The following is a 24,389-nucleotide window of genomic DNA, read 5'->3' on the forward strand; positions in this document are numbered from 1 at the left end:
TCTCAATATGAAGTGTAAAATAGCCTGTTTTGGGATAAACAAGCAATAAAAATACATACCAGGCATATTAGCAACTTTTCTAATTATTTTATATAGAATTTTGCCGCTTAAAGATTTTTCTCTATCTAAACAATCCCTATACCATCATAATGTCTACAAAAAAATGCTTGTCTGCGTTATATCAAATTATCCTTTGATATAATGCAGACAAACATCCCTCAGTTCTAAACATGTTATTTTGCAAAACCAATATCACTTATAGGCCAAACGCGGAGTTTCACTTCACCAATAATTCGATCCATCGGCACAAAACCAAATATCCTGCTATCTTTACTGTACAAGCGATTATCTCCAAGAACAAACATTTGTCCCTTTGGAACTTTTTGTTTACCTGTCAAATTCTTTAATGTAAAGTCTTCAGTCAGCCGTTCCCTCTTTTGCAAATCCTTCTTAAATTCCTCCAAATAAGGTTCATCACTGGCTTTTCCATTAATATACAGAACATCATCCTTCATTTCAACTGTATCTCCAGGAAGACCAATTACACGTTTTACATAACTATCAGGTGAATCTGTTGCATGAAATACGACCTCATCAAAACGGTTAATCGTTGTCATTTTACTTAAGATAATCCGATTTCCATCCTCGAGACTGGGAAGCATAGATTCTCCCCTAACCGTAGTTGGCGTAAAAACAAACTGACGCATTAAAGTCACAATAATAATCGCCAGTACGACAGATTTAAACACTGACATAGCTTCTTTTCCTATATTTATTTTATCATTCATAAACCGTACTCCTTTAACCTAATTCATGTACACCCGCTCTGTTCTCTTCTTCATTTATTCCCTTACAAAGGGGCATACAAACGTGTTGGATGAATAAGAAGTACTAAGTCACTACACTAACAAGCCTCTATGTTCTATCATTCTTAATAAATTTCCTACACCACACTAATACAGTTGGAGAATACCCATAATATTAAATAGCGTAACAGGACGTAGAAAGAATTAGTCCGCCTAATGAGGGGTATCTAATGGTTCAATAAGGCGTATTCCTCTGCCTTTTCTTCATTTTATTCACCAAATCTACTTTCAGAGATACTGGCCCTCTATAAAGCCACTCAACTAAGTAATTAAACATTAGAAAAGCGGACCCTTTAGAGTAATAATCGCAATTTTCAAATGAATAGTTTTAGGATATAGTTATACTATTAATAAAAAGGAGTTGTGAATATGACCGCGCTTATTGCAGTAGATGTTTTGTTTAACAAGCAAATAATCTAAGGGAGTGTATCTCCGACTGCACCCCTTACTAAAGGGAGAAAAATATGAAACAATTTTTTGATAACTATTTAACAGGTCAAACAGTTTTATTGAAACAAATGGAACCACATCATTTTGAACGCTTTGCTGAAATTGAGAATGAAAATCGTACACTATTACTTGCAAATGATGATATTCCATTTCCATTAACAACTGAAGATCACACAAATTTTTTCAAAACGATTAGTGGAAAAAAAGAAGAGTTTATGTTTGGTATTTTTAAGAAAGAATCAAATGAACTTATTGGATCATGCGGTGTATTCGCCATTAACTGGAAGAACAGCACGTGTTTTGTTGGGATATCCATTGGCAACGAGTGGCACAATAAAGGCTTTGGCACAGATGCCATGAATACATTAACTTCTTTTGTTTTTAATTACATCCATATCCATAAAATCAAACTTCAGGTGTTCAGTTTTAATGCCAATGCAATCCGCTCTTACGAAAAATGCTATTTTCGTAAGGAAGGTATATTACGCAATGAAATTTTTAGATTCGGTTCATTCCATGATGTACATGTATATGGTTTACTGAGGGAAGATTGGAACAAACAACAAGCGAACTAATTAAAAAAGCATTAATTCAGGAAGAGCCTGAATTAATGCTTTTCTGTATTACTATTAACTTGTTAACTTGAGTTATCAATAATTTACTCTACAAAATAGGAATATTCATTTAAATAACTATTTTTAAAGACCTATCTTTATTTAATAATCCCCAGCTCTTTACCTGCCTTTTCAAATGCATTCAAGGCGTTGGCAAGCTCCTCTTTGGAGTGTTCTGCTGTTACAATGGTCCTGACACGTGCATGCCCCTTTGCAACAGTTGGGAATGCAATCCCTTGAGCAAATACTCCATATTCCATTAATTTAGTAGACAGCTGATTTGTCAAAGCCTCATCTCCAACGATAATGGGAGTGATCGGCGTTTCGCTTTTTCCAGTATTGAAACCCATAAATTCCAATCCATCTTTGAAAAACTTCGTATTCTCCCACAAACGCTCAATTAATTCCGGCTCTTCCAATAATACATCAATTGCTTCTATATTAGCCATCGTCACTGCTGGCGGGTGTGATGTACTGAATAAGAAAGGTCTGCCTTTATGAATTAAATAATCAATCAATGTTCGGCTGCTTGCCACATATCCCCCAAGCACCCCTATAGCCTTGCTTAACGTACCTACTTGAATATGAACACGTCCATCCAAACCGAAGTGATTGACGGTTCCACGCCCATTTTGACCAAGTACTCCTGAGGCATGTGCATCGTCCACCATAATAAGTGCATCATATTTTTCCGCTAACTCTACTATCTCGGGCAGCGGTGCGATATTGCCATCCATAGAAAAGACACCATCTGTTACAACTAAACGTTTACGATAGGATTGAGTCTCTTTCAGGACGTCCTCCAAGCTATTCATATCAACATGCTTATAAACACGGCGTGTAGCTTTTGTTAGTCTTATTCCATCGATTATGGAAGCGTGGTTTAATTCATCCGATATGACCACATCTTTCGGCGTAAGAATCGCCGATAAAACTCCTTGATTTGTTGTAAATCCAGATTGAAATACTAAAGCTGCTTCCGTATGTTTAAATTTCGCCAATTTCTCTTCTAACTCCATATGCATATCCAGGGTACCGGCTATCGTACGTACCGAACCTGTTCCCACTCCATATTCTTCAATCGCATCAAGCGCTGCATCCTTTAAACGAGGATGTGAAGTCAATCCAAGATAATTGTTAGATGATAATTGAATCAAATTTTCTCCATTAATCTTAACTTTTGTACCTTGTTCTGATTCCAGAGGAATTAATGGATGGAACAAACCTGTTCCTTTCATTTCGTCTAATTCTGTTTGCAAGTATTCAAACCCCTTCAAATCGCTTCCTCCTCATCCAATTGTTTCCCTTATAATTCCTTCTATTCCCTATATTTTTGCATTATATCCCTCATTCTACACACTTTTACGGGAGTAATACTACTTTTCCACACTCACCTTTAATCATAAGGTCAAAGCCTTTTTCATATTCTTCTAAAGGGAAGTGATGGGTGATTAATGGTTTAACATCAACCTGACCTGATTCGAGCAATCGGGAAACCTGCTGCCACGTTTTGAACATTTGTCTCCCTGTAATTCCTTGAACGGTTACCCCCTTAAAAACGATATCATCAGTAATATTGAGAGGCACAGGCTTAGAAGGTAAGCTTAAAATAGAAAACCTGCCTCCATTCGTAATCATTTTAAATCCTTGATCAATGGCTACAGGATGACCACTCATTTCACAAACAATATCAACCCCATTCCCATCCGTTAAATCATAAACTGCCTGAACAGGATCTGTCTTCGATGAGTTAATCATCACAGTAGCGCCCAATTTACCCGCCAGTTCTAAACGGTAATCATTAAGATCCAACGCAATGACTTGTGAAGCCCCCGCTGCTTTTGCCACTCCAGCTGCCATAATACCAATTGGGCCGCAACCGATAATAGCGACGGTTTTCCCGACCACTTCACCTGACAATACGGTGTGGACCGCATTCCCCATCGGCTCTTGTATAGAAGCCACATCTATAGGCATATCTACAGGATTTTTCCACAGATTAGAGGCCGGTAAGGCTACGTATTCAGCAAAACACCCCTGTGTATCAACCCCAATTATCTTTGTGTTTTTACATATATGATATTGTCCCGTCATACATTGAGGACAGATTCCACAAACCAGATGTGTCTCAGCGGAAACATAATCGCCTATCTGGAAATCCTTCACTTTATTTCCCACTTCAACAATCTCTCCTGAAAATTCATGCCCAAATGCATAAGGAGGATTAACCCTATTTTGAGACCATTCATCCCAAGTATATATATGGACATCCGTTCCGCATATGGACGTCGCCTTTACTTTAATCAACACTTCATCTTCTTTGATAGAAGGAATATCAATCAATTGAAGTTCTGCTCCATAACCCCTTTTATGCTTTACAACCGCTTTCATTTTTCCATCCACCGTATACACACTCCTGTCTAAAAAACCTGGTTAATACCAAAATTTTAAATTTTTAACTTAATTATGTAAATAGGCTATTCCTCGTATGGCGGACAGTTGATTATAAGAAGAATATTTTTTTAAAAAAATATACTAAAGTGTATATTTCTTTAGACTAAGACTACCTACATTGTCATCTAAGAATGAATCCCCATGTATAAGTCGTTATCAATGGTGTCTGCAAATCATAATAAAAACCCCAGATTTATCAAGGGTTTCATTCTTCATCAGATTTCACCATAAAACACTTACCTCACATTACATAAATAAATAATACCGACCGATTACTTGGCCGGTATTTATTCAACTACATAAATTCTGCTGTCAATTTATCAAAATGTTCCTGAGTCAATTTCAAATCAGCAGAAGATAAAGGTTTTTCAGCATAACCCTGAATTAATTCCTGATAGGAAGGCTGAGCAGTATTTTGATAAATTAAGCCGGTAACTAAACCTTTATGCTCCATTAACGTCTGCATCGCTGCTTCTTTATTGGATGGATCGTAACCTTCGATTGATGAAAGCTTTGTTAAATTGCTCTTGAACCAATCATACGTATTCACTTTATTATAGGTCACGCATGGACTGAAAACATTGATTAAAGAAAAACCTTTATGGCGAATACCGGCTTCAATCAGTGCTGTCAAATCTTTTAAGTCGCTGGAAAAGCTTTGCGCCACAAAGGTCGCGCCAACTGACAAGGCCATTTCCATAGGAGATATCGCCTGTTCAATCGAACCTCCAGGCGTAGATTTCGTCTTAAAACCGGCTGCAGAGCGCGGTGATGTCTGCCCCTTCGTTAAACCGTATATTTGATTATCCATAACAATATAGGTAATATCAATATTTCTCCTAATCGCATGTACCGTGTGACCCATGCCAATTGCAAAACCATCACCATCTCCACCAGAGGCAAGCACGGTTAAATCACGATTCGCCATTTTGACACCCTGCGCGATTGGTAAAGAGCGGCCGTGTATACTGTGAAACCCATAGGATTGGATATAACCGGAAATACGGCCAGAACAGCCAATACCGGAAATCACAGCAAGTTGATCCGGTTCCAGACCTACATTAGCTGCTGCCCTCTGGATAGCGGCCTGAACAGAGAAGTCACCACACCCGGGACACCAGTTTGGCTTAACATTATTTCTAAAGTCCTTAAATGTAGCCATTTAAACCAACTCCCTGCATTTTGTAGTCACTTCATACGGCAAAAATGGATTGCCGTCATATTTTAAAAACTTCGTAATCTTCTCGGCATGGCCAATATTCATTTTTAGAATGTTGGCAAGTTGTCCTGTTGCATTATTCTCGATAACAACTACCTTTTTCGCATCCTGGACATAAGGCAGTATCTCATGAGCCGGGAATGGATGAAGAAGCCTTACATGTACATGGTTGACTTTAATCCCGTCATCAGCCAGGTTCTTCATCGTCTCTTCAATGACACCTCTAGTAGAATTAAATCCAACCAATAACAAATCAGGATTCTCATGGACTGCATTTATATGGATGGAATCTTTAAAGCGTACAGAATCAATTTTACGCATTCGTTTATCCATTTGAGCTACACGATTAGAAGCAACCTCTGAGGGTTTGCCCGTCTCATCATGTTCAACACCTGTAACATGATGGATTCCATTTTTCATTCCTGGAAGAGGTCTTGGTGATATCCCATCTTCTGTTACAGCATATCGTTTAAAATAACTTTTATCAGCAGGCTCTGGTAAATCCTCGGAAATTAATTTACCTCTCCTAATCTCAACCCTGCTAAAATCTAAAGGCTCAACGGTTTGTTTACCCAAGGATAATTGTAAATCGGAAAGGATAATAACTGGAACCTGATATTCTTCAGCTAAATTAAATGCTTCTACTGTATCGTAGAATGCTTCCTCCACTGTACTTGGTGCAAGAACAATTTTTGGAATTTCTCCATGAGTTCCATAAATCATTGCCATTAAATCGGATTGTTCCTGTTTTGTAGGCATACCTGTCGAAGGGCCTCCACGTTGAGTATCGACAATTACAAGAGGAGTTTCTGTAATTCCTGATAATCCGATTGCCTCCATCATCAGCGATAAACCTGGACCAGCTGAAGCTGTTAAACTGCGTACACCTGCATAATTTGCGCCAATTGCCATTGTACAAGCAGCAATCTCATCTTCTGTCTGTATGACGGTTCCACCAAACTTTGGCAGTTGCTTAATTAAATACTCCATTATCTCAGAGGCAGGCGTAATCGGATAGGCAGCCATAAAGCGAGTTCCACCAGCCAGAGCACCCATGGCAATCGCATCATTACCAATCATGAATAAACGTTTTTTTCCATCAGCTTCTACTAGCTGCAGCACTCCAGCCTTGTTACCCATTTGTTCCATTAAAAAGTCATAGCCAGCTTGAATCGCTTCTAAATTCTTTTCTACGACAGCGGCTCCTTTTCTTCCGAATATTTCATCAACCACTTCTGTAAAAACCTGAATATTTAAACCAAGTACAGCACTGGAAGCGCCGATAGCTACCATGTTCTTCATTAAAGATGTTCCTAGCTGAGAGGCTATTTCTGTAAATGGGACGGAATAAAGTACAGCTTCGGTATCTAAAGGAGCTTTGGGATCAAACTTGGTGTCAGCCAAAATAATACCGTCTTTATGTAATTCTTTATAATTCACATCAATAGTTTCTTGGTCAAATGCCACTAACACATCCAAATCGTCAGCTATTGATCGAACCTGTGTTGTGCTTACTCGAATTTTATTATTTGTATGGCCTCCTTTGATACGGGAAGAAAAATGGCGATAGCCATACAAGTAATATCCCAGACGATTTAATGCAATAGAAAAAATTTCTCCAGTACTTTCTATGCCTTCACCTTGCTGCCCTCCAACTTTCCATGAAAGTTGTTTAATCATTTCCTTTACACCCCTTCGATTCCCTTATATGAAATATTGGTTTTTCATGTCAGCTATAAAACTATTAACAATAATTTTATTATTTACTAGAATATACCATAATGTCTACACTATTAAGCTTAAGATTCTAAAAAAATACTATAAATAAAGAAATGGCCTATTCAGTCCAAACCCTGCTGGCCATATCTTGATGCAAAATTATCAAATAGGAAGTGCTTTACATCCTCTTCCTTATAATATTTCAGCAGCTCGTTAACCAGATTACTATACTGTTCCACTCTCCTGAGAGAATGTACGCTTGTTGTCGTACCATCAAAATCGGATCCAAATCCGACATGGCGGGTACCGCCAAGTGAACATACATGGTCCAGATGCCTTAATATATCAGTCAAGTTTGCCTGATCTGTACCTGTCAAAAACTCAGGAACAAATGTAAGTCCCACAACCGAATTTTTTTGTATTAAAGCTCTAATTTGATCATCTGTTAAATTTCTTGGATGAGGAACTAGCGCTCGGCAATTTGAGTGAGAAGCAATTGGCCGGTTATGTAACTCCATGCAATCCCAAAATGCTCTCTCCGATAAATGAGATACATCACACCAATTGTTCGTACCATTCAACAACTCAACTACCTTTTTCCCAAAGGCAGTTAGACCGGCTGCGCGTTTTTCCAACGCACCATCCGCGACCAGATTAGCCCAGTTCCAAGTCAACCCGACAACAGTAACACCAAGCCTCAGTAATAGCTTCAGCTTCAACATGTCGTCGCCAATACAGTCACAACCCTCCAACATGAGAATCGCACCTGTTTCTCCCTCTTTAAGTCTGCCAATATCCTTATAGTTTTGAATGAATTTTAACTTCCCTTTGCCAATTATTTGGTCATAAAAAATATCCACCATGGCAAGAGCTGCATCAAAGCGGATAGAAGGATGTACTTTTTCCGGTACATAAATAGCGAAAACTTGTACTTGTATATTAGCTGCTTTCAAACCAAGATTTGTTACCTCTAGCTCCTTGCTATGGTAAAAGTCCAATTGTGGATTACAAAATAGCTTCATCAACACATCACAATGTGCATCAAATATTCTCATTAATGCGAATCCCCCATGTTTTGTTAGCTTCGGTTAACAAAAAGGAGCATCCTCCCAATCGGAGAATACACCTACCGATCCTTAATCAGAGTCAGCTCCAGTTTCATTACTGCAGTTTCATTTTACCGTGGTTCTATAATTAGTTTTATGGCGGTACGTTCCTCACCATCAATTAAGATATCTGTAAAAGCAGGAATGCATATAAGGTCCATCCCGCTGGGTGCGACGAATCCCCTTGCAATCGCTACAGCTTTTACTGCTTGGTTTAATGCACCTGCGCCTATTGCTTGGATTTCTGCTGCTCCTCTTTCTCTAAGTACTCCAGCCAGCGCTCCAGCCACAGAGTTGGGATTAGATTTTGCTGAAACCTTTAATATTTCCATTTCTGGTCCTCCTCATCTTATTCCAGGACATGTCCCCTAGTGAGTATGTTTTTTCTGTTAACTATATTCATGATGAACAAAAGATATACCATACAAAAAAGCCAACCCCTTATAGGTTGGCTACTCTCAATCATTCTTAATAAAAAAATGGATGATCTTCATTAATTAAAATTCTCTCGGTTTTTTTCGCTTTGCCCGTTTTAGGATCCAAATCGATTATTAACCCACTAAGTACCGCTCTACCCTCTTTTGGTACTTCAAATCTCACAGGCAGGCTTGTTAAGAATTTCTTAATGACAGCATCGCGTTCCATTCCCAGAATACCATCATAAGGCCCTGTCATTCCCACGTCAGACATGTAAGCAGTTCCTTTAGGCAGAATTCGGTTATCAGCTGTTTGGACATGTGTATGAGTCCCAACTACCGCTGATACTCGTCCATCCAAATACCATCCCATTGCCTGTTTTTCACTGGTTGCTTCAGCATGCATATCAACAAATATAAATGGCGTTCGCTTACTGGCCTCTTCCACCAATTTATCTGCACATAAAAAAGGATCATCAAGCGCAGGCATAAAAGTTCTGCCCTGCAGGTTAATAACAGCCAATTCAAACTGATTCATCTTAACAAATGAAAGTCCCGTACCCGGGGTCCCCTCTGGGAAATTTCCAGGGCGCACCAGATATTTTGCTTCCCCTATGAATTCAAAAATATCACGATTGTCCCAGGAATGATTACCAAGTGTAATGATATTAGCACCGTACTCAAGCAATTCTTTATAAATTTTTTGTGTAATCCCTCTTCCGGCTGCTGCATTTTCTCCATTAATAATGACAAATTGCGGTCTATATTTTTCCTTTAACTTTCCTAAGTATTCTTTCACCATTGCTCTTCCAGGTGATCCGACAATATCCCCAATAAATAATAACCTCATTTTCGCTTTCCTTTCTTTGAAACTAATCCAAGATTATCTTTGGTATAGTTTAACTTTTTTGCTTAAAAAAGTTCCGATCTCCAAAAAAATAAAGCGGTGACGAACACCGCTTTATTTTGCATATTCAACTGCTCTGGTCTCACGAATAACCGTCACTTTAATATGTCCCGGATAATCCAGTTCATCTTCAATACGTTTTCTGATATCTCTGGCTAAACGGTGTGCCTCTAAATCATCAATACTTTCAGGCTTAACAATAATACGAACTTCTCGTCCAGCCTGGATTGCAAATGATTTTTCAACACCTTCATAGGATTCAGAAATATCCTCAAGTTTTTCAAGGCGACGAATATAGTTTTCAAGCGTTTCACTTCTAGCCCCAGGTCTAGCTGCAGATAATGCATCAGCTGCTGCTACCAGGATGGCAATTATAGATTTTGGTTCCGCGTCTCCATGGTGAGAAGCAATACTATTAATGACAACAGGGTGTTCCTTGTACTTCGTAGCAAGTTCCACTCCTATTTCCACATGGCTTCCTTCTACTTCATGATCAATCGCTTTACCAATATCATGCAATAATCCGGCACGCTTTGCCAATGTAATATCCTGACCAAGCTCTGCTGCCATCAAGCCTGATAAATAAGCTACCTCCATGGAATGTTTAAGCACATTCTGACCATAGCTTGTACGGTATCTTAAACGGCCTAGGATCTTTATTAAATCTGGGTGTAAGCCATGAACCCCAACTTCAAATGTTGTTTGCTCACCGATTTCACGGATATGCTCATCGACTTCCCTTCTTGCTTTATCAACCATTTCTTCAATACGAGCCGGATGGATACGCCCATCCTGAACAAGTTTTTCAAGGGCAAGTCTCGCAGTTTCACGTCTAATTGGGTCAAATCCAGATAAAATGACAGCTTCAGGTGTATCATCAATAATTAAATCGATTCCTGTCAACGTTTCAAGTGTTCGAATATTACGTCCTTCTCGACCGATAATTCGACCTTTCATTTCATCATTTGGAAGATTAACAACAGAAACGGTCGTTTCGGCCACATGATCTGCTGCACAACGTTGAATCGCAAGTGACAAGATTTCACGTGCCTTTTTGTCCGCTTCTTCCTTCGCTCGGTTATCGCTCTCTTTCATCATGATTGCAATATCATGTGATAGCTCTTTCTCAACACGATCAAGGATAATGGCTTTTGCTTCTTCTCTAGTCAGGCTAGAAATACGTTCAAGTTCAGAACTTTGAGCTTGAATTATCTCGTCCACTTTGCTTTCCATCTGTTCAATATGCTGTTGTCTTTGGTTCAGAGAATCTTCTTTCTTCTCCAATAAAGCCTCACGTTTATCTTGAGAGTCTGCTTTACGGTCCAGATTCTCTTCTTTTTGTAGAATTCGATTTTCCTGTCTCTGTAATTCAGTTCGTCGATCACGAACTTCCTTTTCAGCATCAGTCCGAAGCTTATGAATCTCATCCTTTGCTTCAAGAAGGGATTCCTTTTTCAAGGCGTCCGCTTCACGCTTTGCGTCCTCAATAATTTTTTCAGCTGCGTTCGTTGCGCCGGATATTTTAGATTCAGCTATAGATCTTCTTAACAAATAGCCAACAACTGCACCAACAATTAGGCCAAGCAAAATGGAGATGATAGCGATTGGATCCATCATTACACCTCCTCTTGCTATTAACTTTTTTAATCTCTTTTACTACATTGTTTTCAATTCTGGCATGTACATCATCTAAAAATATACAGCACAATCGCTTTTAGGCATGTCATAAAAAAAGATATTAATACATTTCTATTGTAAAGTTATGAAAATTTGTTGTCAAGAGCAAGTCCCGACGCTCTTTTAATCGTTTTTAGAAAATACAGACATATAAACAAATTTTGTGAACCTATCCACCTAATTCGTAGATTCCAATTAAGCCTTCCACTTTTACCATAGCTGCTTCCTATTAAGTTGTGTAATAGTACAAAATCCATAGAAATTTTTAAGTATTTCTCATCTTTGCTAATGAAGTTGCTGAATAATTTCTCTCCAGTAACAACACTTACTGATTGGATTCTTAGCTAGACACTAACTAAATCATGATTCTCTTCAGAAACAGATTAATTTTATATAAAAGCATGCCCTGAGGTCCACCTATAGAAAGGGCAAACCCATAACCAGGTTTGCCCATTACAAACTACTTATTCAGGTAAATCAAATTTATCCATTTCCTCTGCTGGTTCAACCACTTTCGCTTCACCGTTTAATCCATATGCTGAGCGAATTTTAATGGAAATTTCATCACGAACATCTGGATTCTCTTTTAAGAAGAGTTTCGCATTCTCTCTTCCCTGTCCTAAGCGATCACCATTGTATGAATACCATGAGCCACTCTTTTCAACAATATCCAACTCAGAGCCAATGTCGATGATTTCGCCTTCTTTGGAAATGCCCTCACCATACATAATATCAAGTTCTGCCACTTTGAACGGTGGAGCCACTTTATTTTTAACAACTTTAACTTTGGTTCTGTTCCCTACAATATCATTGCCCTGTTTCAGTTGTTCAGCACGTCTTACTTCAAGACGAACCGTAGAATAGAACTTAAGGGCACGACCACCTGGAGTTGTTTCTGGGTTACCAAACATAACACCAATCTTCTCACGGATTTGGTTGATAAAGATTGCTATTGTGTTAGATTTATTAATGGATCCAGAAAGTTTACGAAGAGCCTGGGACATTAAACGGGCTTGTAGACCCATATGAGAATCTCCCATTTCACCTTCGATTTCAGCTTTTGGTACTAAAGCAGCCACTGAGTCAACAACAATAATATCAATTGCACCACTTCGTACAAGTGCCTCAGCAATTTCCAATGCCTGTTCACCTGTATCTGGTTGGGAAAGTAATAATTCATCTATATTTACGCCAAGCTTTTGTGCATATGCCGGATCTAAAGCATGTTCTGCATCAATAAAGGCTGCTTGTCCACCCTTCGCCTGTACTTCAGCAATTGCATGTAAAGCTACTGTCGTTTTACCGGAGCTCTCCGGTCCATAAATCTCGATTATTCTACCTCTTGGATATCCACCCACACCGAGGGCTGAATCAAGAGCAAGCGAACCACTTGGAATGGTAGAAACCTTTCTGTCTGCTCTTTCCCCCAGCTTCATTACTGAACCTTTACCAAATTGCTTTTCAATTTGTTTTAGCGCCATATCGAGCGCAGCTTGACGTTCACTCACAGTTTATTTCCTCCCCATATCTATATAAAAACATTACATGTATAATTTAGAACTTATTTATACTATACCTCATCTGTCCCCATTTAACAAGTAAAAAAGCGAACATTTATTCGTATCATTTTAATGGTAATTTTGCTGATAAATTTAAAGAAACTCTCTAGCAAATAGGATGCTTTTAGCAGTAATTAGTGTAAAACTGAAATTATCTCGATTTTATAAACAATAGAAATCCCCAACCATATAAGTTGGGGTTTTCCATTATGCATATAACTCTCTCAGCTTTCTGATAAGAAAATGACAGCCATACTTCATGCTTCTAACCCGATTAACCTCACGCATACCGCCTAAGTCTAATCTCTTTGCGTACGTTTTCTGACCGGAAATGGCTATACCGATAAAAACAGTTCCTACCGGATGGCCTTCCAATTCATCTGGTCCAGCAACACCAGTAAAGCTAATCCCGATATCAGATTGGAGCATGGCTTTAATATTATCAGCCATTTCCATAGCACATTGCTCACTGACAACCCCATATTGGTCTATCGTTGATTGTTCGACCTTCAGTAGCTTTTTCTTTGCTTCATTGGTATAAACAACAATACCACCCTTAAGGATTAAACCTGCTCCCTGTATATCGGTCATTTTTTCCTGAAACATTCCGCCGGTTAAACTTTCTGCTGCCGATATTGTAAGCTCATTTTCTTTTAAAAGATTGATAAGTTCAGTCATGATGGTCGCATCATCATATCCGTAAAAATATTCTCCCACACGTGAAAGAATTTTTTCTTCTGTCTCTTTTAATAGTTTGTCAGCTTCTTCAATAGATTCATGTTTAGCTGTAATCCGAAGAGTTACCTCTCCATCCGAGGCAAGAGGCGCTATTGTCGGGTTACTTTGCTGATCCAGCAAATCTTCTATTTCTGTTTCAAGCTGTGATTCCCCAATACCGAAGAAACGGAGGACTCGTGAATCTATCCGCTCCACCCTGTCCATTAATCTCAACAGATAAGGAACTACAAAATTTTGGTGCATTGGCTGCATTTCACTTGGAGGTCCAGGCAGTAAAATATGAAGAATATCTCCATGAGACACCGCCATTCCGGGTGCCATCCCATTTTGATTAGGGAATACTTCTGATCCTCCAATAATCAACGCTTGCTTCCGGTTGTTTTCTGTCATCACACGTTTTATTTTCTTGAAGTACTCCTCAATATTTTCCATGGCTTTTTGATCTGATATTAATGTTTTACCGATATGGTCGGCTACAACTTCTTTTGTTATATCATCCTTTGTAGGTCCCAAACCACCAGTGTATATAATAAGATCAGCTCGGGATTCTGCAATTTTGATAGCCTTTTTTAATCGTACAGGATTATCCCCAACTACTGTATGGTAATATACATTAATACCTATCTCTGCCAGGCTTTTTGATATAAACTGAGCATTGGTATTTGCAATCTGTCCAAGTAATAACTCAGAGCCTACCGCTATTAATTCTGCATTCATTCTGTCACCCGCCAATTTAACAAGTTATAGTAAGAATGATACCCTTATTTAGAATTTAAAAACGCGTCTTTATTCTTAGCAAAGTAATCCCAGCCAGACCATATAGTAAAGAATAAAGCTACATAAAGAGCTATATCAGCAAACGGAAAATTAATCCACGCAAATGGTAGATTGTGCAATAGTAACGCAGATATAGCGATGATTTGAGTCCAGGTTTTAATTTTGCCCAATTGATTCGCTGCAACAACTTCCCCTTCACCAGCCAGAACCAGGCGAAGGCCTGTTACCGCAAATTCACGGCTGATAATTAAAATAACAATCCAAGCAGGCGCTAACTCGTATCCTACAAGTATAATTAATGCAGCAGATACAAGAAGTTTATCTGCCAACGGATCAAGAAACTTTCCAAGGGTTGTGACCAGATTATGTTTTCTAGCATAGTATCCATCAATCCAATCAGTTGTAGAAGCAATGATAAAAATAAGAGCTCCAACAAAATGAGAGACAGGCAGCTCCACATCGTTAATCATCCAGGTTCCCCAATCAATAGATGGAAGCATGATAATCATAAACACAGGGATCATGCAAATTCTAGAAATTGTTATCTTGTTCGGTAAATTCACTTGATGTTCCTCACTTTACTTTTAAATTTTATTTATAAAAGGATAGACGAGAGAAGGCCATCCATTGATGACCTTCCAATCTTACTCCTTCGTGTAATCAATCGTTATGTTTTGGACAATCAGTTCACTTTCATACTCCAGTTTTTCATCATTAACATAAATTTCAGTATCTGGAGTTTTCCCTATATTCATGACAATTTGATTATCATCTGAAAGATCAAAATCCTGGCTTTCTCCATTTTGAATCACGCCATTGAAGAGATTTTCTCCCTTGGAATTTTTAACAGATACCCATGTCTCGCCGGTAGATTTTACTGATACCTTAAATTCATCTGTATTACTTAATTCATATATTGTATTTTTTCCATTAGCAGAAGTCACTTTCAACTCAGCAGAACCTGCTTCTTCCGGTTCTTTAGAATCTTCCTCAGCATTCTCTGGATTACTTTCTTTTTCTGTTTCTGTTTCTTCTTTCTCTTTGGTATTTTCTTCTTGGTTTGTGGATTCACCCTGTTCAAGTCTTACAGGATCACCGTTTTGATTAACTGTTCCTGTGTCTTCATTATTACCAATCGCTTTTGCAACAAAGTAATAAATAATAGCCACTACTGCAACAAGGAACACAGCTATCAAAATTTTAGGAAGTACTTCCATCCACTTGGAATGCTGTACTGGCAAAGTTTTTTTCGATTGCACTCTAGATAGTTTTTGAGGAAGCTCCTCCTGCTGAACTGCCGCAGGAATATCCGTTTGATGCTCCGCAAAAAGCCGTTCAGGATCTAATCCAACTGCTTCAGCATATTGTTTAATAAACGCTCTGACATAGAATTTGCCCGGCATCATTTCATAATTGCCTTCTTCTATACCAACAAGATAACGCTTTTGTATTTTGGTTATTTGTTGAAGGTCATCCAGAGTTAATCCTTTAGACTCTCTGGCTTCCTTTAATACTTTACCTAATTCCGTCATATAAACACCTTCTAATCACTAAAAATCAAACGATCCAAATTCGGATCCTCCAAATAAAGAGGACTGTTGGTCTACTGCTTCATATGTGATCTCTTCGTTCGGGTCATTACGTAGTTCAATAATATAATCAAAATCGTTCATTGTATACTCTGAATTTTGTACAAACACGTCAGGATGTTCAACAACTTTAATCGAATCAAGTCTCATGATTTCATGTACAAGCTGCCAGTGCCTTTCATTGGCTCTGCGAGTTGAAACAATCCCATCCAGAATAAATAAGTTATCTTCATTGTATTCATCTTCAATTAATTGATTTCGAACAGTTTGTTTTAATAAGGTGGAAGAAACAAATAACCAACGCTTATTCGCACAAACACTTGCAGCAACAATCGATTCTGTTTTACCAACACGGGGCATACCCCTGATTCCAATTAGTTTATGGCCTTCCTGTTTAAAAAGCTCGGCCATAAAATCAACCAGAAGTCCAAGATCTTCTCTTACAAATCGGAATGTTTTTCGATCATCTGCATCTCTTTGTATGTAACGACCATGTCTGACTGCTAACCGATCTCTTAATTTCGGCTCTCTAAGTTTAGTTACTTTTATCGTATCCATTGTTTGCAGAATTGATTCCAGGCGTTCAATTTGGCGATTATCCTTCGCCAAAAGAAGCATACCTCTTCTTCCCTCATCCACACCATTGATGGTTACGATATTTATGGAGAGCATTCCTAACAAAGAAGAAATATCCCCTAACAACCCGGGACGGTTAATTTTAATTTCATATTCAAAATACCATTCCTTCTTGTCCATTCCGTTCCCCCTAAGAGAAATATTTGACAAATTCCTTCAATATTTTCCCTATGTCCTATCATATCTGATTTCCAGACGAGTGAAAAGCAAAATACATAGTGTAGCAGTAAATACCTATGTATTCCATCCGCCATTTACACTGATAATCTGTCCGGTTATATAACTGGAGTCTTCTGAGAGGACAAAGGAAACAACTCCAGAGATATCCTTCGGAAGCCCCAGCCGCCCCATTGGGATTTCATCTTCCAAGTCTTTAAGCTCCTCAGAATCGAATCGATCGAGCATAGGTGTAGAAATTACACCCGGCGATACAGCATTTACACGAATTCCAGAAGGTGCAAGCTCCTTCGCAAGTGCCTTGATAAAAGAATTCTGTCCACCTTTTACCATTGAATAAAGGACTTCACAGGAAGCACCCACTTCTCCCCAAATAGAAGTAATAGCAATGATGCTGCCAGCTTTTTTTTGTATTAACTTAGGAACAAGCCCCTTAGTTAATAAAAAGGGAGAGGTAATATGTAATGAAATCATCTGTTTGGCTCGGTCATCGGTTATATCTGTTATAAGACCAAAATGACTGTCACCGCTATTTAGTATAATCGTATCAATTTGATTAATTTCGTCAATAATTACTTGATGTCCGTCATCTTTACTTAGATCAGCCTGAATTACTTTAACCTGTATTTGATATGGCTTTAACTGATCCAAAAGCGAATTAATTCCGCTAAGATTACGGTTATAATGGAGATATAGATTCCAGCCCTCCTCAGCCAAACGCAATGCAATAGCTTGGCCAATTCCTCCGCTAGCACCCGTAATGAGTACATATTTTCCATTCATGATAAAAACCCCTTGCCGTAAATAACACTTACAATACTTTTCATTATAAAGCTTGAAGATGAAAAGTAAAACCACCAATTGAAAATAGTCAATAGTTTCTAATAAAAGCTTCTTAAATCCTATTAAATACTTATCGTAAAACAGTGAATCAGTTACAGCTGGATAATTGTCCGTTTTGCTTGCATATAAAGAAATTTCTATATAAAAAGAGCCAAAACCATTCCGGCTTGGCTCTTACCCATTCAGGATGGAAGTATTTGGAATACTGACATTCTATCCTCATCTATTAATTCTTGTACGGCTTTATTCACTTCATCATAAGTCAAAGATTCTAATACAGTCACAACATCAAACAGCTTCATGTTATTAAAAGCATATCGTGTAAATTGATTGGCTATTGATTCAGGTGAATTCAATGACCTGAGGAAGGCACCAATCTTTTTCTTACGAATTGAATTCAGTTTTTCCTCTGTTAAAATTTTTCCGTCCCGGGCCGCAAAAAGAATATTTTTTAATTCTTCCTCTAAACGATCCGGCTTATCTGTGTCACTACCGACCATTCCAAAGCCAAATCCATATTCCTGTGTATAATCATAGAAGAATGAATGGTCAATTAACCCTTCAGAATATAGTTTTTCATAATACTCGGAGCTTTTTCCAAACGTCATATCCAGAAAGAGGTTGATAGAAAGCTCTTGTTTTAATAAATCAATCCCCTGGAGAGTTGGATTGTTTGCCTTTAATCCAACCACACACTTAGGCGTTTGGACATGCATATTGGCTGATCGTTTTTTTGTGGCCACATTAGCCGGCTCTGCATCAAATTTCCGTTCGATTTCCCCACGGCTGTCGAAGTTTTTCTTAGCCTGATTGTCACGAACTTGCTGCATGATTGTTTCCGGATCTAATGGCCCTGTAATAAACAGAAGCATGTTGCTTGGATGATAAAATGCATTATAGCACTGATAGAGTAGTTCTTTTGTTATTCCTGAAATCGACTCAATGGTACCAGCTATATCAATTTTCACGGGATGATTATGATAGAGATTTTCAATAATACCGAAATATAATCTCCAATCAGCATTATCATCATACATGGTAATTTCCTGGCCAATAATCCCTTTTTCTTTTTCCACACTCTTATCCGAGAAATATGGTTCCTGGACAAAATCAATCAGTGTTTCTAAATTTTTCTCTACATCCGTTGTACTGGAAAAAAGATACGCTGTTCGTGTAAAAGATGTAAAAGCATTAGCCGCTGCACCTTGCTTACTGAACTGCTGGAACACATCACCATCTTCTTTTTCGAACAATTTATGCTCCAGGAAGTGGGCAATGCCGTCCGGAACTCTGGAATATTCATCTGCACCAGGCTCTTTAAAATGATTATCGATGGATCCATATTTAGTTGTAAAAGTGGCATAGGTTTTATTAAATCCTTTTTTAGGGAGGATATATACAGACAAACCATTATCCATTTTTTCGAAATATAATTCTTCTTGAAGCTGGTCAAATAGTAGTTTCTCCATTACTCACTCACCTCATCTCCACTTAAAAAATAGATTGTATCCATTTGAATTTTTTCTCCACAGGCCACTATTTCATCCTTTGTTACCCTATCAATCGAAGACAACCAATCATCAAGTGGCGTATCAACAGCGGCAACTACATTATGATAGAGAACTTCTGTCAGACCACGGGAGGTGTCGATCGTTTCGAGCAATTGATTTTTAATAATTGCTTTTGTTTGTTCCATTTCCTGATCCGAAAATTCGCCCTTTTTCATAGCTTCCATTTGTTCTTTTATAATCGTTACTGCCTGATCATAATTTTTATTATCAATGCCGGACATAACCATTAAAAGACCTTTATGACTTTCAAGGCGTGATGCAGCATAATACGCCAAGCTTGCTTTTTCACGAACATTTATGAAAAGTTTAGAGTGTGAAAACCCACCAAATATCCCATTAAACATTTGCAGAGCAAAATAATCTCGATCGCCATAAGTGATATTTGTACGGTAGCCAATATTCAGCTTACCCTGTTTGATATCCTGCGTTTCTTTCAGTTCTTTCACTTCAACAATATCATGTTTATTATGCAGAACTCGTTCCGGTTTTCTCTCCGTGAACTGAAAGTATTCACTAGACATTTGCGTTACCCTGTCTTCATCCAAATCTCCAATCACATAGAGGTCCAATTCATCTTCGGCAAATGCTTTTTTATAATAATTGTATAAGGATTCAGGAGTGATTTCATCGACTTCGCTTAAAATCCCGTTTGCTTCCAGCCGATAATTTTCTTCCATACACATTTCCTGAGTTAAGCGTAATGAAGAATAACGCATTTTGTCATCATATACAGCCTGAAGCCTTTGTTTCAGAGCACGTTTTTCCTTTGTAACTGTCTCCGAATCAAAAGCATTTCCCTTTACATTAGGATTAATTAAAACATCATGTAAAAGCTTAAATGCTTGTTCCAACAGCGGCTCAGGCTGGGATAAAAATCGTTCATTTACCATTTCCATTTGAAAACTCATAATATGATATTCGCCTTTTTTACTAACATCTGTAAAAAGACTAGCTCCATATAATTGATCTAGATGGGAGCGGAAAGCTGTAGATGTGGGATATGCAGCTGTATTACTTTGCAGGACATTGGGCAACAAAGCTCTATATGTAACGGTTTCTTCCTTTAAAGGTGCTTTCATCTTCCAAACAAGCGTCGTTGTTTTAAATTTCTTAGTTGGTACAAAATGAATAGTAATGCCAGCTTGTTTTAGTTTAATCTCATCAATAACTGCCATATTTTTGACCTCCCTTTACTCAATGTTATGCAGGTTCTTATCCATATTGTTCGTCTCAAGGATTTTTTTTAAACCTTTAGTTTGAATATACAGGTTAAATGGAAGGTAAATCAAGGATCTGACCCTGACCTTCTTTCATTCTCTCTTCTACTTTCAAGCTAAATAAAATTGACACCGATTAGATCAGAAATAAAAAAGACAAGGACTGCTCGTATAATAGAACAGCACTTGTCTTTGTTTAAATCATGAATGAGTTTAGCTTTTAACGTTTTCCTTTGATATACGGCGTACCGGATGCTTTCGGAGCATCTGCACGTCCAATAAATCCTGTTAAAGCCAGAATTGTTAATACATATGGCAAAATTAACATATATACATTCGGAATGTCACTAAAGAATGGAAGCATTGAGCTTACGATACTTAAACATTGCGCAAATCCAAAGAATAATGCTGCGCCCATTGCACCAATTGGATGCCATTTACCGAATATCATAGCTGCAAGTGCCATAAAACCTTGTCCGGATATGGTCGCATGAGTAAAGTCTAGAGCAATAGTCGAAGCATAAATAGCTCCACCCAAAGCTCCCAAGATTCCACTTAAAATAACACCAATATAACGCATTTTATTAACGTTTATTCCCATTGTGTCAGCGGCCATTGGATGTTCACCAACTGAACGAAGGCGTAACCCAAACGGTGTTTTATAAATGGCATACCAGCAAATCACAGCTATCACGATCGCCAGGATCGAGGTTAAATAAACATCTGAGAATAAAATTTTACCCAATACAGGTATATCACTTAAACCAGGTATATCAAAACTGTAAAATGGTTCAGCAATTTTATCAGTTTGTCCTTTTCCGTATACTAATTTCACAAGGAACATACAAGCTCCAAGTGCCAACATATTAATGGCTACCCCACTGACTGTTTGGTCAGCCCTGAATGTGATTGAAGCAACTGCATGCAATAGTGAGAAAATCCCACCAACTACCATAGCTACAACTAATGAAATCCAAGGAGTCCATTCATGAAATGTATCCGCAAATGATAAGTTAAATACAATGCTTGTAAAAGCACCAACTACCATTAAACCTTCTAATCCAATATTTACTACACCAGAACGCTCAGAAAATACACCACCGAGGGCTGTCAGAATAAGTGGAGAGGCGTAAACAAGTGTAGAAGGGACAAGTATCGCTAGTATCTCTAAAAAACTCACTTATTCCACCCCCTTTTTCTTGCTAAACTTTCTCAGCATGAGACGAATAATATAACTGGATGCAACGAAGAATATGATTAAAGCTATGACTACATCAATGATTTCAGTTGGTATTCCAGTTTCCATTGGCATATTCAATGAACCATATTTCAATCCACCGAATAATAAAGCAGCAAGCACAACTCCAATCGCTGTATTGGCACCTAGTAATGCAACTGCGATTCCGTCAAAACCTACTCCTGTATGTGCTCCTTTTACACCAATATACTCGAATGTTCCAAGACCTTCCATAGCACCGGCAAGTCCTGCAAAAGCACCAGAGATCAGCATGGCATATACAATATTGCGATCTACACTGATACCTGCGTATTTAGATGCATGCTGGTTAAAACCAACAGCTTTTAATTCGTAGCCTCTTGTTGTTTTTTCTAATAAAAACCACATAATAATTGCTCCAAGAATTGCTATCGCAAATCCCCAGTGTAATCTGGAGTTAATCGTCATTTCGGCTAAAAAGTCAGAACGTAAAGATGCTGATGGAGCAATCTTTTCTGTTTTGTCCATGTTATCTGTTAAAACGTAAGAGATGATATAATTGACTACATGAAGAGAAATGTAGTTCATCATAATGGTTGTTATAACTTCATGCACCCTGAATTTAGCTTTTAAGAGACCAGGGATGAAAGCCCATAAAGCACCTGCTAAAGCAGCAACAATGACTGCAAGCGGCAAATGGATGATTTTAGGAAGGTCAGTAAATAACGTTCCGATCCATACAGCACCTAACCATCCCATTAAAAACTGGCCCTCAACACCAATATTAAAAAGTCCTGTCCTAAATGCAAAGGCAACGGCTAAACCTGCAAGAATATAAGGGCTAACCTGACGAATTGTCTCACCTATTGCATAGGAATCATAGAATATACCATCCCATAAAGCACCATAACCAGCTATCGGATCATAACCGCTGACCCACATCACAATAGCACCTGCGATTAAACCGAGCAAGACAGCTATAACAGGGATTAATAAGTTCGATAATCTTTTATACATTAGCTTCGTTCCCCGCTTCCTTAACCTTACTTCCTGCCATTAATAATCCGAGCTCCTGTTCTGTCGTTTTCTTAGGATCAACAATAGCCACAATGGAACCTTCATATATAACAGCAATACGGTCACTGACATTTAAAATCTCATCCAGCTCAAAGGAAACAAGCAATACTGCTTTCCCATGATCCCGTTGCTCAATCAAACGTTTGTGAATGAACTCAATGGCTCCTACATCAAGACCGCGTGTTGGCTGAGCAGCAATTAACAAATCAGGATTACGATCTATTTCACGAGCAATGATCGCCTTTTGCTGGTTTCCTCCAGACAAAGCTCTTGCCGGAGTATACTCACTTGGAGTACGAACATCAAACTCTTTAATTAATGTACGAGCTTTATTAAAGATATTTTTATAATTTAAGATTCCCCATTTTGAAAGTGGTTGTTGATAATATGTTTGGAGAACCATATTTTCGCCAATTGAATAGTCCAATACAAGACCATATTTATGTCGATCCTGTGGAATATGCCCAAGTCCTGTTTCTGTGATTTTCCTTGGACTTTTCTTCTGAATTTCAGTCCCGTTTATGGAAATAGTACCGGATTCTGGTTTTTTCAGGCCAGTAATCGCTTCAATCAGCTCAGATTGTCCATTTCCATCCACACCTGCAATCCCCAGTATTTCTCCTGCACGGACGGATAGGTTAAGGCTTCGAATCGCTTCAACACCACGGGAATCCTTTACGACAAGATCTTGTATATTCAATACCTCTCCACTTGGTTTTGCATCCTTCTTCACAGTTGTAAAAACGACTTCGCGCCCTACCATCAAACTCGCTAATTCATTAGGATTCGTTTCACTGACATTTACAGTACCGATTCCTTTTCCTTTACGAATAACAGTACAACGGTCACAGACTTCCATAATCTCTTTCAGTTTGTGAGTAATCAGTATGATGGATTTACCTTCAGTGATCAAATTTTGCATGATCTGTATTAACTCTTTAATTTCCTGTGGTGTTAATACGGCTGTTGGTTCATCAAAAATAAGAATGTCAGCTCCGCGATACAGAGTTTTTAGAATTTCAACCCTTTGCTGCATACCAACAGAGATATCAGAAATCTTGGCATCTGGATCAATTTTCAATCCATATCTTTCTGATAACTGCCTAACTTCCTGGGCAGCCTCTTTTAAATCAATTTTTCCACCTTTGGTGGGCTCCTTACCAAGAATAATGTTTTCTGTTACTGTGAACGTATCAACAAGCATGAAATGCTGATGCACCATTCCTATGCCCAAGTCATTTGCAATATTTGGGCTTGTAATTTTTACTTCTTTACCATTTACACGGATTTCCCCTTGTTCTGGCTGGTAAAGACCGAACAAGACATTCATTAACGTGGATTTTCCTGCACCATTTTCTCCTAACAAAGCATGAATCTCACCTTTTTTTAATTGTAAGGTGATATCATCATTTGCGACGATGCCAGGGAACTCTTTACGGATGTGCAACATCTCAATAACATAGTCCACAGTTTTTTCACTCCTTTTTCCAGAGAAGATTCATAAGTAAGATGACAAAAGAAAAGTTGCCAATCTTGTTTTAGCAACCTTTCCTTTACCATA

Annotated in this window: 21 protein-coding genes; 1 reads left to right on the forward strand and 20 read right to left on the reverse strand. The window is 38.3% G+C overall.

The annotated features are described in order from the left end of the window. Positions 1-233: 233 nt before the first annotated feature. Positions 234-788: a signal peptidase I gene (gene lepB, locus AC4D4B_RS12225; protein ID WP_490995816.1), complete on the reverse strand. Its 555-nt coding sequence runs from the start codon at positions 786-788 to the stop codon at positions 234-236. A 542-nt stretch (positions 789-1,330) separates the two neighbouring features. Here lepB and AC4D4B_RS12230 point away from each other — a divergent pair. After that, the gene (locus AC4D4B_RS12230) at positions 1,331-1,891 is read left to right on the forward strand and encodes a GNAT family N-acetyltransferase (RefSeq protein WP_490995817.1); all 561 of its coding nucleotides are present in this window, start codon (positions 1,331-1,333) and stop codon (positions 1,889-1,891) included. Between the two features lie 137 nt (positions 1,892-2,028). On the opposite strand, the gene AC4D4B_RS12235 is transcribed toward AC4D4B_RS12230, so the two are convergent. The 19 genes from AC4D4B_RS12235 to AC4D4B_RS12325 form a co-directional block, all read right to left on the reverse strand. Then, the gene (locus tag AC4D4B_RS12235; RefSeq protein WP_490995818.1) at positions 2,029-3,207 is read right to left on the reverse strand and encodes a glycine C-acetyltransferase; all 1,179 of its coding nucleotides are present in this window, start codon (positions 3,205-3,207) and stop codon (positions 2,029-2,031) included. Between the two features lie 85 nt (positions 3,208-3,292). After that, on the reverse strand, positions 3,293-4,333 hold the full coding sequence (tdh, locus tag AC4D4B_RS12240; protein WP_490995819.1) for an L-threonine 3-dehydrogenase: 1,041 nt from the start codon (positions 4,331-4,333) through the stop codon (positions 3,293-3,295). Between the two features lie 346 nt (positions 4,334-4,679). Next, complete coding sequence (locus tag AC4D4B_RS12245; protein ID WP_490995820.1) at positions 4,680-5,546, reverse strand: 2-oxoacid:ferredoxin oxidoreductase subunit beta; 867 nt, start codon at positions 5,544-5,546, stop codon at positions 4,680-4,682. Beyond that, complete coding sequence (locus AC4D4B_RS12250) at positions 5,547-7,283, reverse strand: 2-oxoacid:acceptor oxidoreductase subunit alpha (protein WP_491000027.1); 1,737 nt, start codon at positions 7,281-7,283, stop codon at positions 5,547-5,549. 161 nt (positions 7,284-7,444) lie between these two features. Beyond that, positions 7,445-8,377, reverse strand: a complete 933-nt coding sequence (locus AC4D4B_RS12255) for a dipeptidase (protein WP_491000028.1) — start codon at positions 8,375-8,377, stop codon at positions 7,445-7,447. A gap of 122 nt (positions 8,378-8,499) precedes the next feature. After that, positions 8,500-8,760, reverse strand: coding sequence for a stage V sporulation protein SpoVS (spoVS, locus tag AC4D4B_RS12260; protein WP_066100252.1), 261 nt, complete (start codon positions 8,758-8,760; stop codon positions 8,500-8,502). Positions 8,761-8,896: 136 nt separating this feature from the next. Further along, complete coding sequence (locus AC4D4B_RS12265; RefSeq protein WP_066100255.1) at positions 8,897-9,694, reverse strand: TIGR00282 family metallophosphoesterase; 798 nt, start codon at positions 9,692-9,694, stop codon at positions 8,897-8,899. Positions 9,695-9,805: 111 nt separating this feature from the next. After that, the gene (gene rny, locus AC4D4B_RS12270) at positions 9,806-11,365 is read right to left on the reverse strand and encodes a ribonuclease Y (protein ID WP_066100258.1); all 1,560 of its coding nucleotides are present in this window, start codon (positions 11,363-11,365) and stop codon (positions 9,806-9,808) included. Positions 11,366-11,892: 527 nt separating this feature from the next. Beyond that, positions 11,893-12,936 carry a recombinase RecA gene (gene recA, locus AC4D4B_RS12275; protein ID WP_491000029.1) on the reverse strand — a complete coding sequence of 348 codons (1,044 nt, stop codon included), beginning with the start codon at positions 12,934-12,936 and terminating at the stop codon, positions 11,893-11,895. 258 nt (positions 12,937-13,194) lie between these two features. Beyond that, positions 13,195-14,442 carry a competence/damage-inducible protein A gene (locus AC4D4B_RS12280; protein ID WP_491000030.1) on the reverse strand — a complete coding sequence of 416 codons (1,248 nt, stop codon included), beginning with the start codon at positions 14,440-14,442 and terminating at the stop codon, positions 13,195-13,197. Between the two features lie 44 nt (positions 14,443-14,486). Next, positions 14,487-15,065, reverse strand: coding sequence for a CDP-diacylglycerol--glycerol-3-phosphate 3-phosphatidyltransferase (pgsA, locus tag AC4D4B_RS12285; RefSeq protein WP_490995825.1), 579 nt, complete (start codon positions 15,063-15,065; stop codon positions 14,487-14,489). A gap of 81 nt (positions 15,066-15,146) precedes the next feature. Then, a complete protein-coding gene (locus AC4D4B_RS12290) occupies positions 15,147-16,034 on the reverse strand; it encodes a helix-turn-helix domain-containing protein (protein ID WP_490995826.1) in 888 nt (295 codons plus the stop codon). An 18-nt stretch (positions 16,035-16,052) separates the two neighbouring features. Next, entirely contained in the window at positions 16,053-16,847 is a 795-nt protein-coding gene (locus AC4D4B_RS12295) for a DUF3388 domain-containing protein (RefSeq protein WP_491000031.1), read from the reverse strand. Between the two features lie 114 nt (positions 16,848-16,961). Next, entirely contained in the window at positions 16,962-17,687 is a 726-nt protein-coding gene (gene ymfI / locus AC4D4B_RS12300; protein ID WP_491000032.1) for an elongation factor P 5-aminopentanone reductase, read from the reverse strand. A gap of 242 nt (positions 17,688-17,929) precedes the next feature. Next, a complete protein-coding gene (yfmH, locus tag AC4D4B_RS12305; protein WP_491000033.1) occupies positions 17,930-19,216 on the reverse strand; it encodes an EF-P 5-aminopentanol modification-associated protein YfmH in 1,287 nt (428 codons plus the stop codon). Then, positions 19,216-20,493 (reverse strand): EF-P 5-aminopentanol modification-associated protein YfmF, encoded by a 1,278-nt coding sequence (yfmF, locus tag AC4D4B_RS12310; protein ID WP_490995830.1) that lies wholly within the window; start codon positions 20,491-20,493, stop codon positions 19,216-19,218. Before yfmF ends, yfmH begins: the two co-directional genes overlap by 1 nt. A gap of 262 nt (positions 20,494-20,755) precedes the next feature. After that, the gene (locus AC4D4B_RS12315; protein ID WP_490995831.1) at positions 20,756-21,715 is read right to left on the reverse strand and encodes an ABC transporter permease; all 960 of its coding nucleotides are present in this window, start codon (positions 21,713-21,715) and stop codon (positions 20,756-20,758) included. Further along, the gene (locus tag AC4D4B_RS12320; protein ID WP_490995832.1) at positions 21,716-22,768 is read right to left on the reverse strand and encodes an ABC transporter permease; all 1,053 of its coding nucleotides are present in this window, start codon (positions 22,766-22,768) and stop codon (positions 21,716-21,718) included. Then, positions 22,761-24,296, reverse strand: a complete 1,536-nt coding sequence (locus AC4D4B_RS12325) for an ABC transporter ATP-binding protein (protein WP_490995833.1) — start codon at positions 24,294-24,296, stop codon at positions 22,761-22,763. Before AC4D4B_RS12325 ends, AC4D4B_RS12320 begins: the two co-directional genes overlap by 8 nt. Positions 24,297-24,389: the final 93 nt, after the last annotated feature.

This window comes from Pradoshia sp. Z6_59 (assembly GCF_058267515.1).

Bases quoted from the DNA above. Each gene is read 5' to 3' on its own strand.
- AC4D4B_RS12295 (WP_491000031.1), bottom strand. From the start codon at position 16,847: ATGGACAAGAAGGAATGGTATTTTGAATATGAAATTAAAATTAACCGT.
- AC4D4B_RS12250 (WP_491000027.1), bottom strand. From the start codon at position 7,283: ATGATTAAACAACTTTCATGGAAAGTTGGAGGGCAGCAAGGTGAAGGC.
- AC4D4B_RS12230 (WP_490995817.1), top strand. From the start codon at position 1,331: ATGAAACAATTTTTTGATAACTATTTAACAGGTCAAACAGTTTTATTG.
- AC4D4B_RS12320 (WP_490995832.1), bottom strand. From the start codon at position 22,768: ATGTATAAAAGATTATCGAACTTATTAATCCCTGTTATAGCTGTCTTG.
- spoVS (WP_066100252.1), bottom strand. From the start codon at position 8,760: ATGGAAATATTAAAGGTTTCAGCAAAATCTAATCCCAACTCTGTGGCT.
- ymfI (WP_491000032.1), bottom strand. From the start codon at position 17,687: ATGAATGGAAAATATGTACTCATTACGGGTGCTAGCGGAGGAATTGGC.
- AC4D4B_RS12265 (WP_066100255.1), bottom strand. From the start codon at position 9,694: ATGAGGTTATTATTTATTGGGGATATTGTCGGATCACCTGGAAGAGCA.
- AC4D4B_RS12245 (WP_490995820.1), bottom strand. From the start codon at position 5,546: ATGGCTACATTTAAGGACTTTAGAAATAATGTTAAGCCAAACTGGTGT.
- AC4D4B_RS12280 (WP_491000030.1), bottom strand. From the start codon at position 14,442: ATGAATGCAGAATTAATAGCGGTAGGCTCTGAGTTATTACTTGGACAG.
- lepB (WP_490995816.1), bottom strand. From the start codon at position 788: ATGAATGATAAAATAAATATAGGAAAAGAAGCTATGTCAGTGTTTAAA.
- yfmH (WP_491000033.1), bottom strand. From the start codon at position 19,216: ATGGAGAAACTACTATTTGACCAGCTTCAAGAAGAATTATATTTCGAA.
- AC4D4B_RS12290 (WP_490995826.1), bottom strand. From the start codon at position 16,034: ATGACGGAATTAGGTAAAGTATTAAAGGAAGCCAGAGAGTCTAAAGGA.
- rny (WP_066100258.1), bottom strand. From the start codon at position 11,365: ATGGATCCAATCGCTATCATCTCCATTTTGCTTGGCCTAATTGTTGGT.
- AC4D4B_RS12255 (WP_491000028.1), bottom strand. From the start codon at position 8,377: ATGAGAATATTTGATGCACATTGTGATGTGTTGATGAAGCTATTTTGT.
- yfmF (WP_490995830.1), bottom strand. From the start codon at position 20,493: ATGGCAGTTATTGATGAGATTAAACTAAAACAAGCTGGCATTACTATT.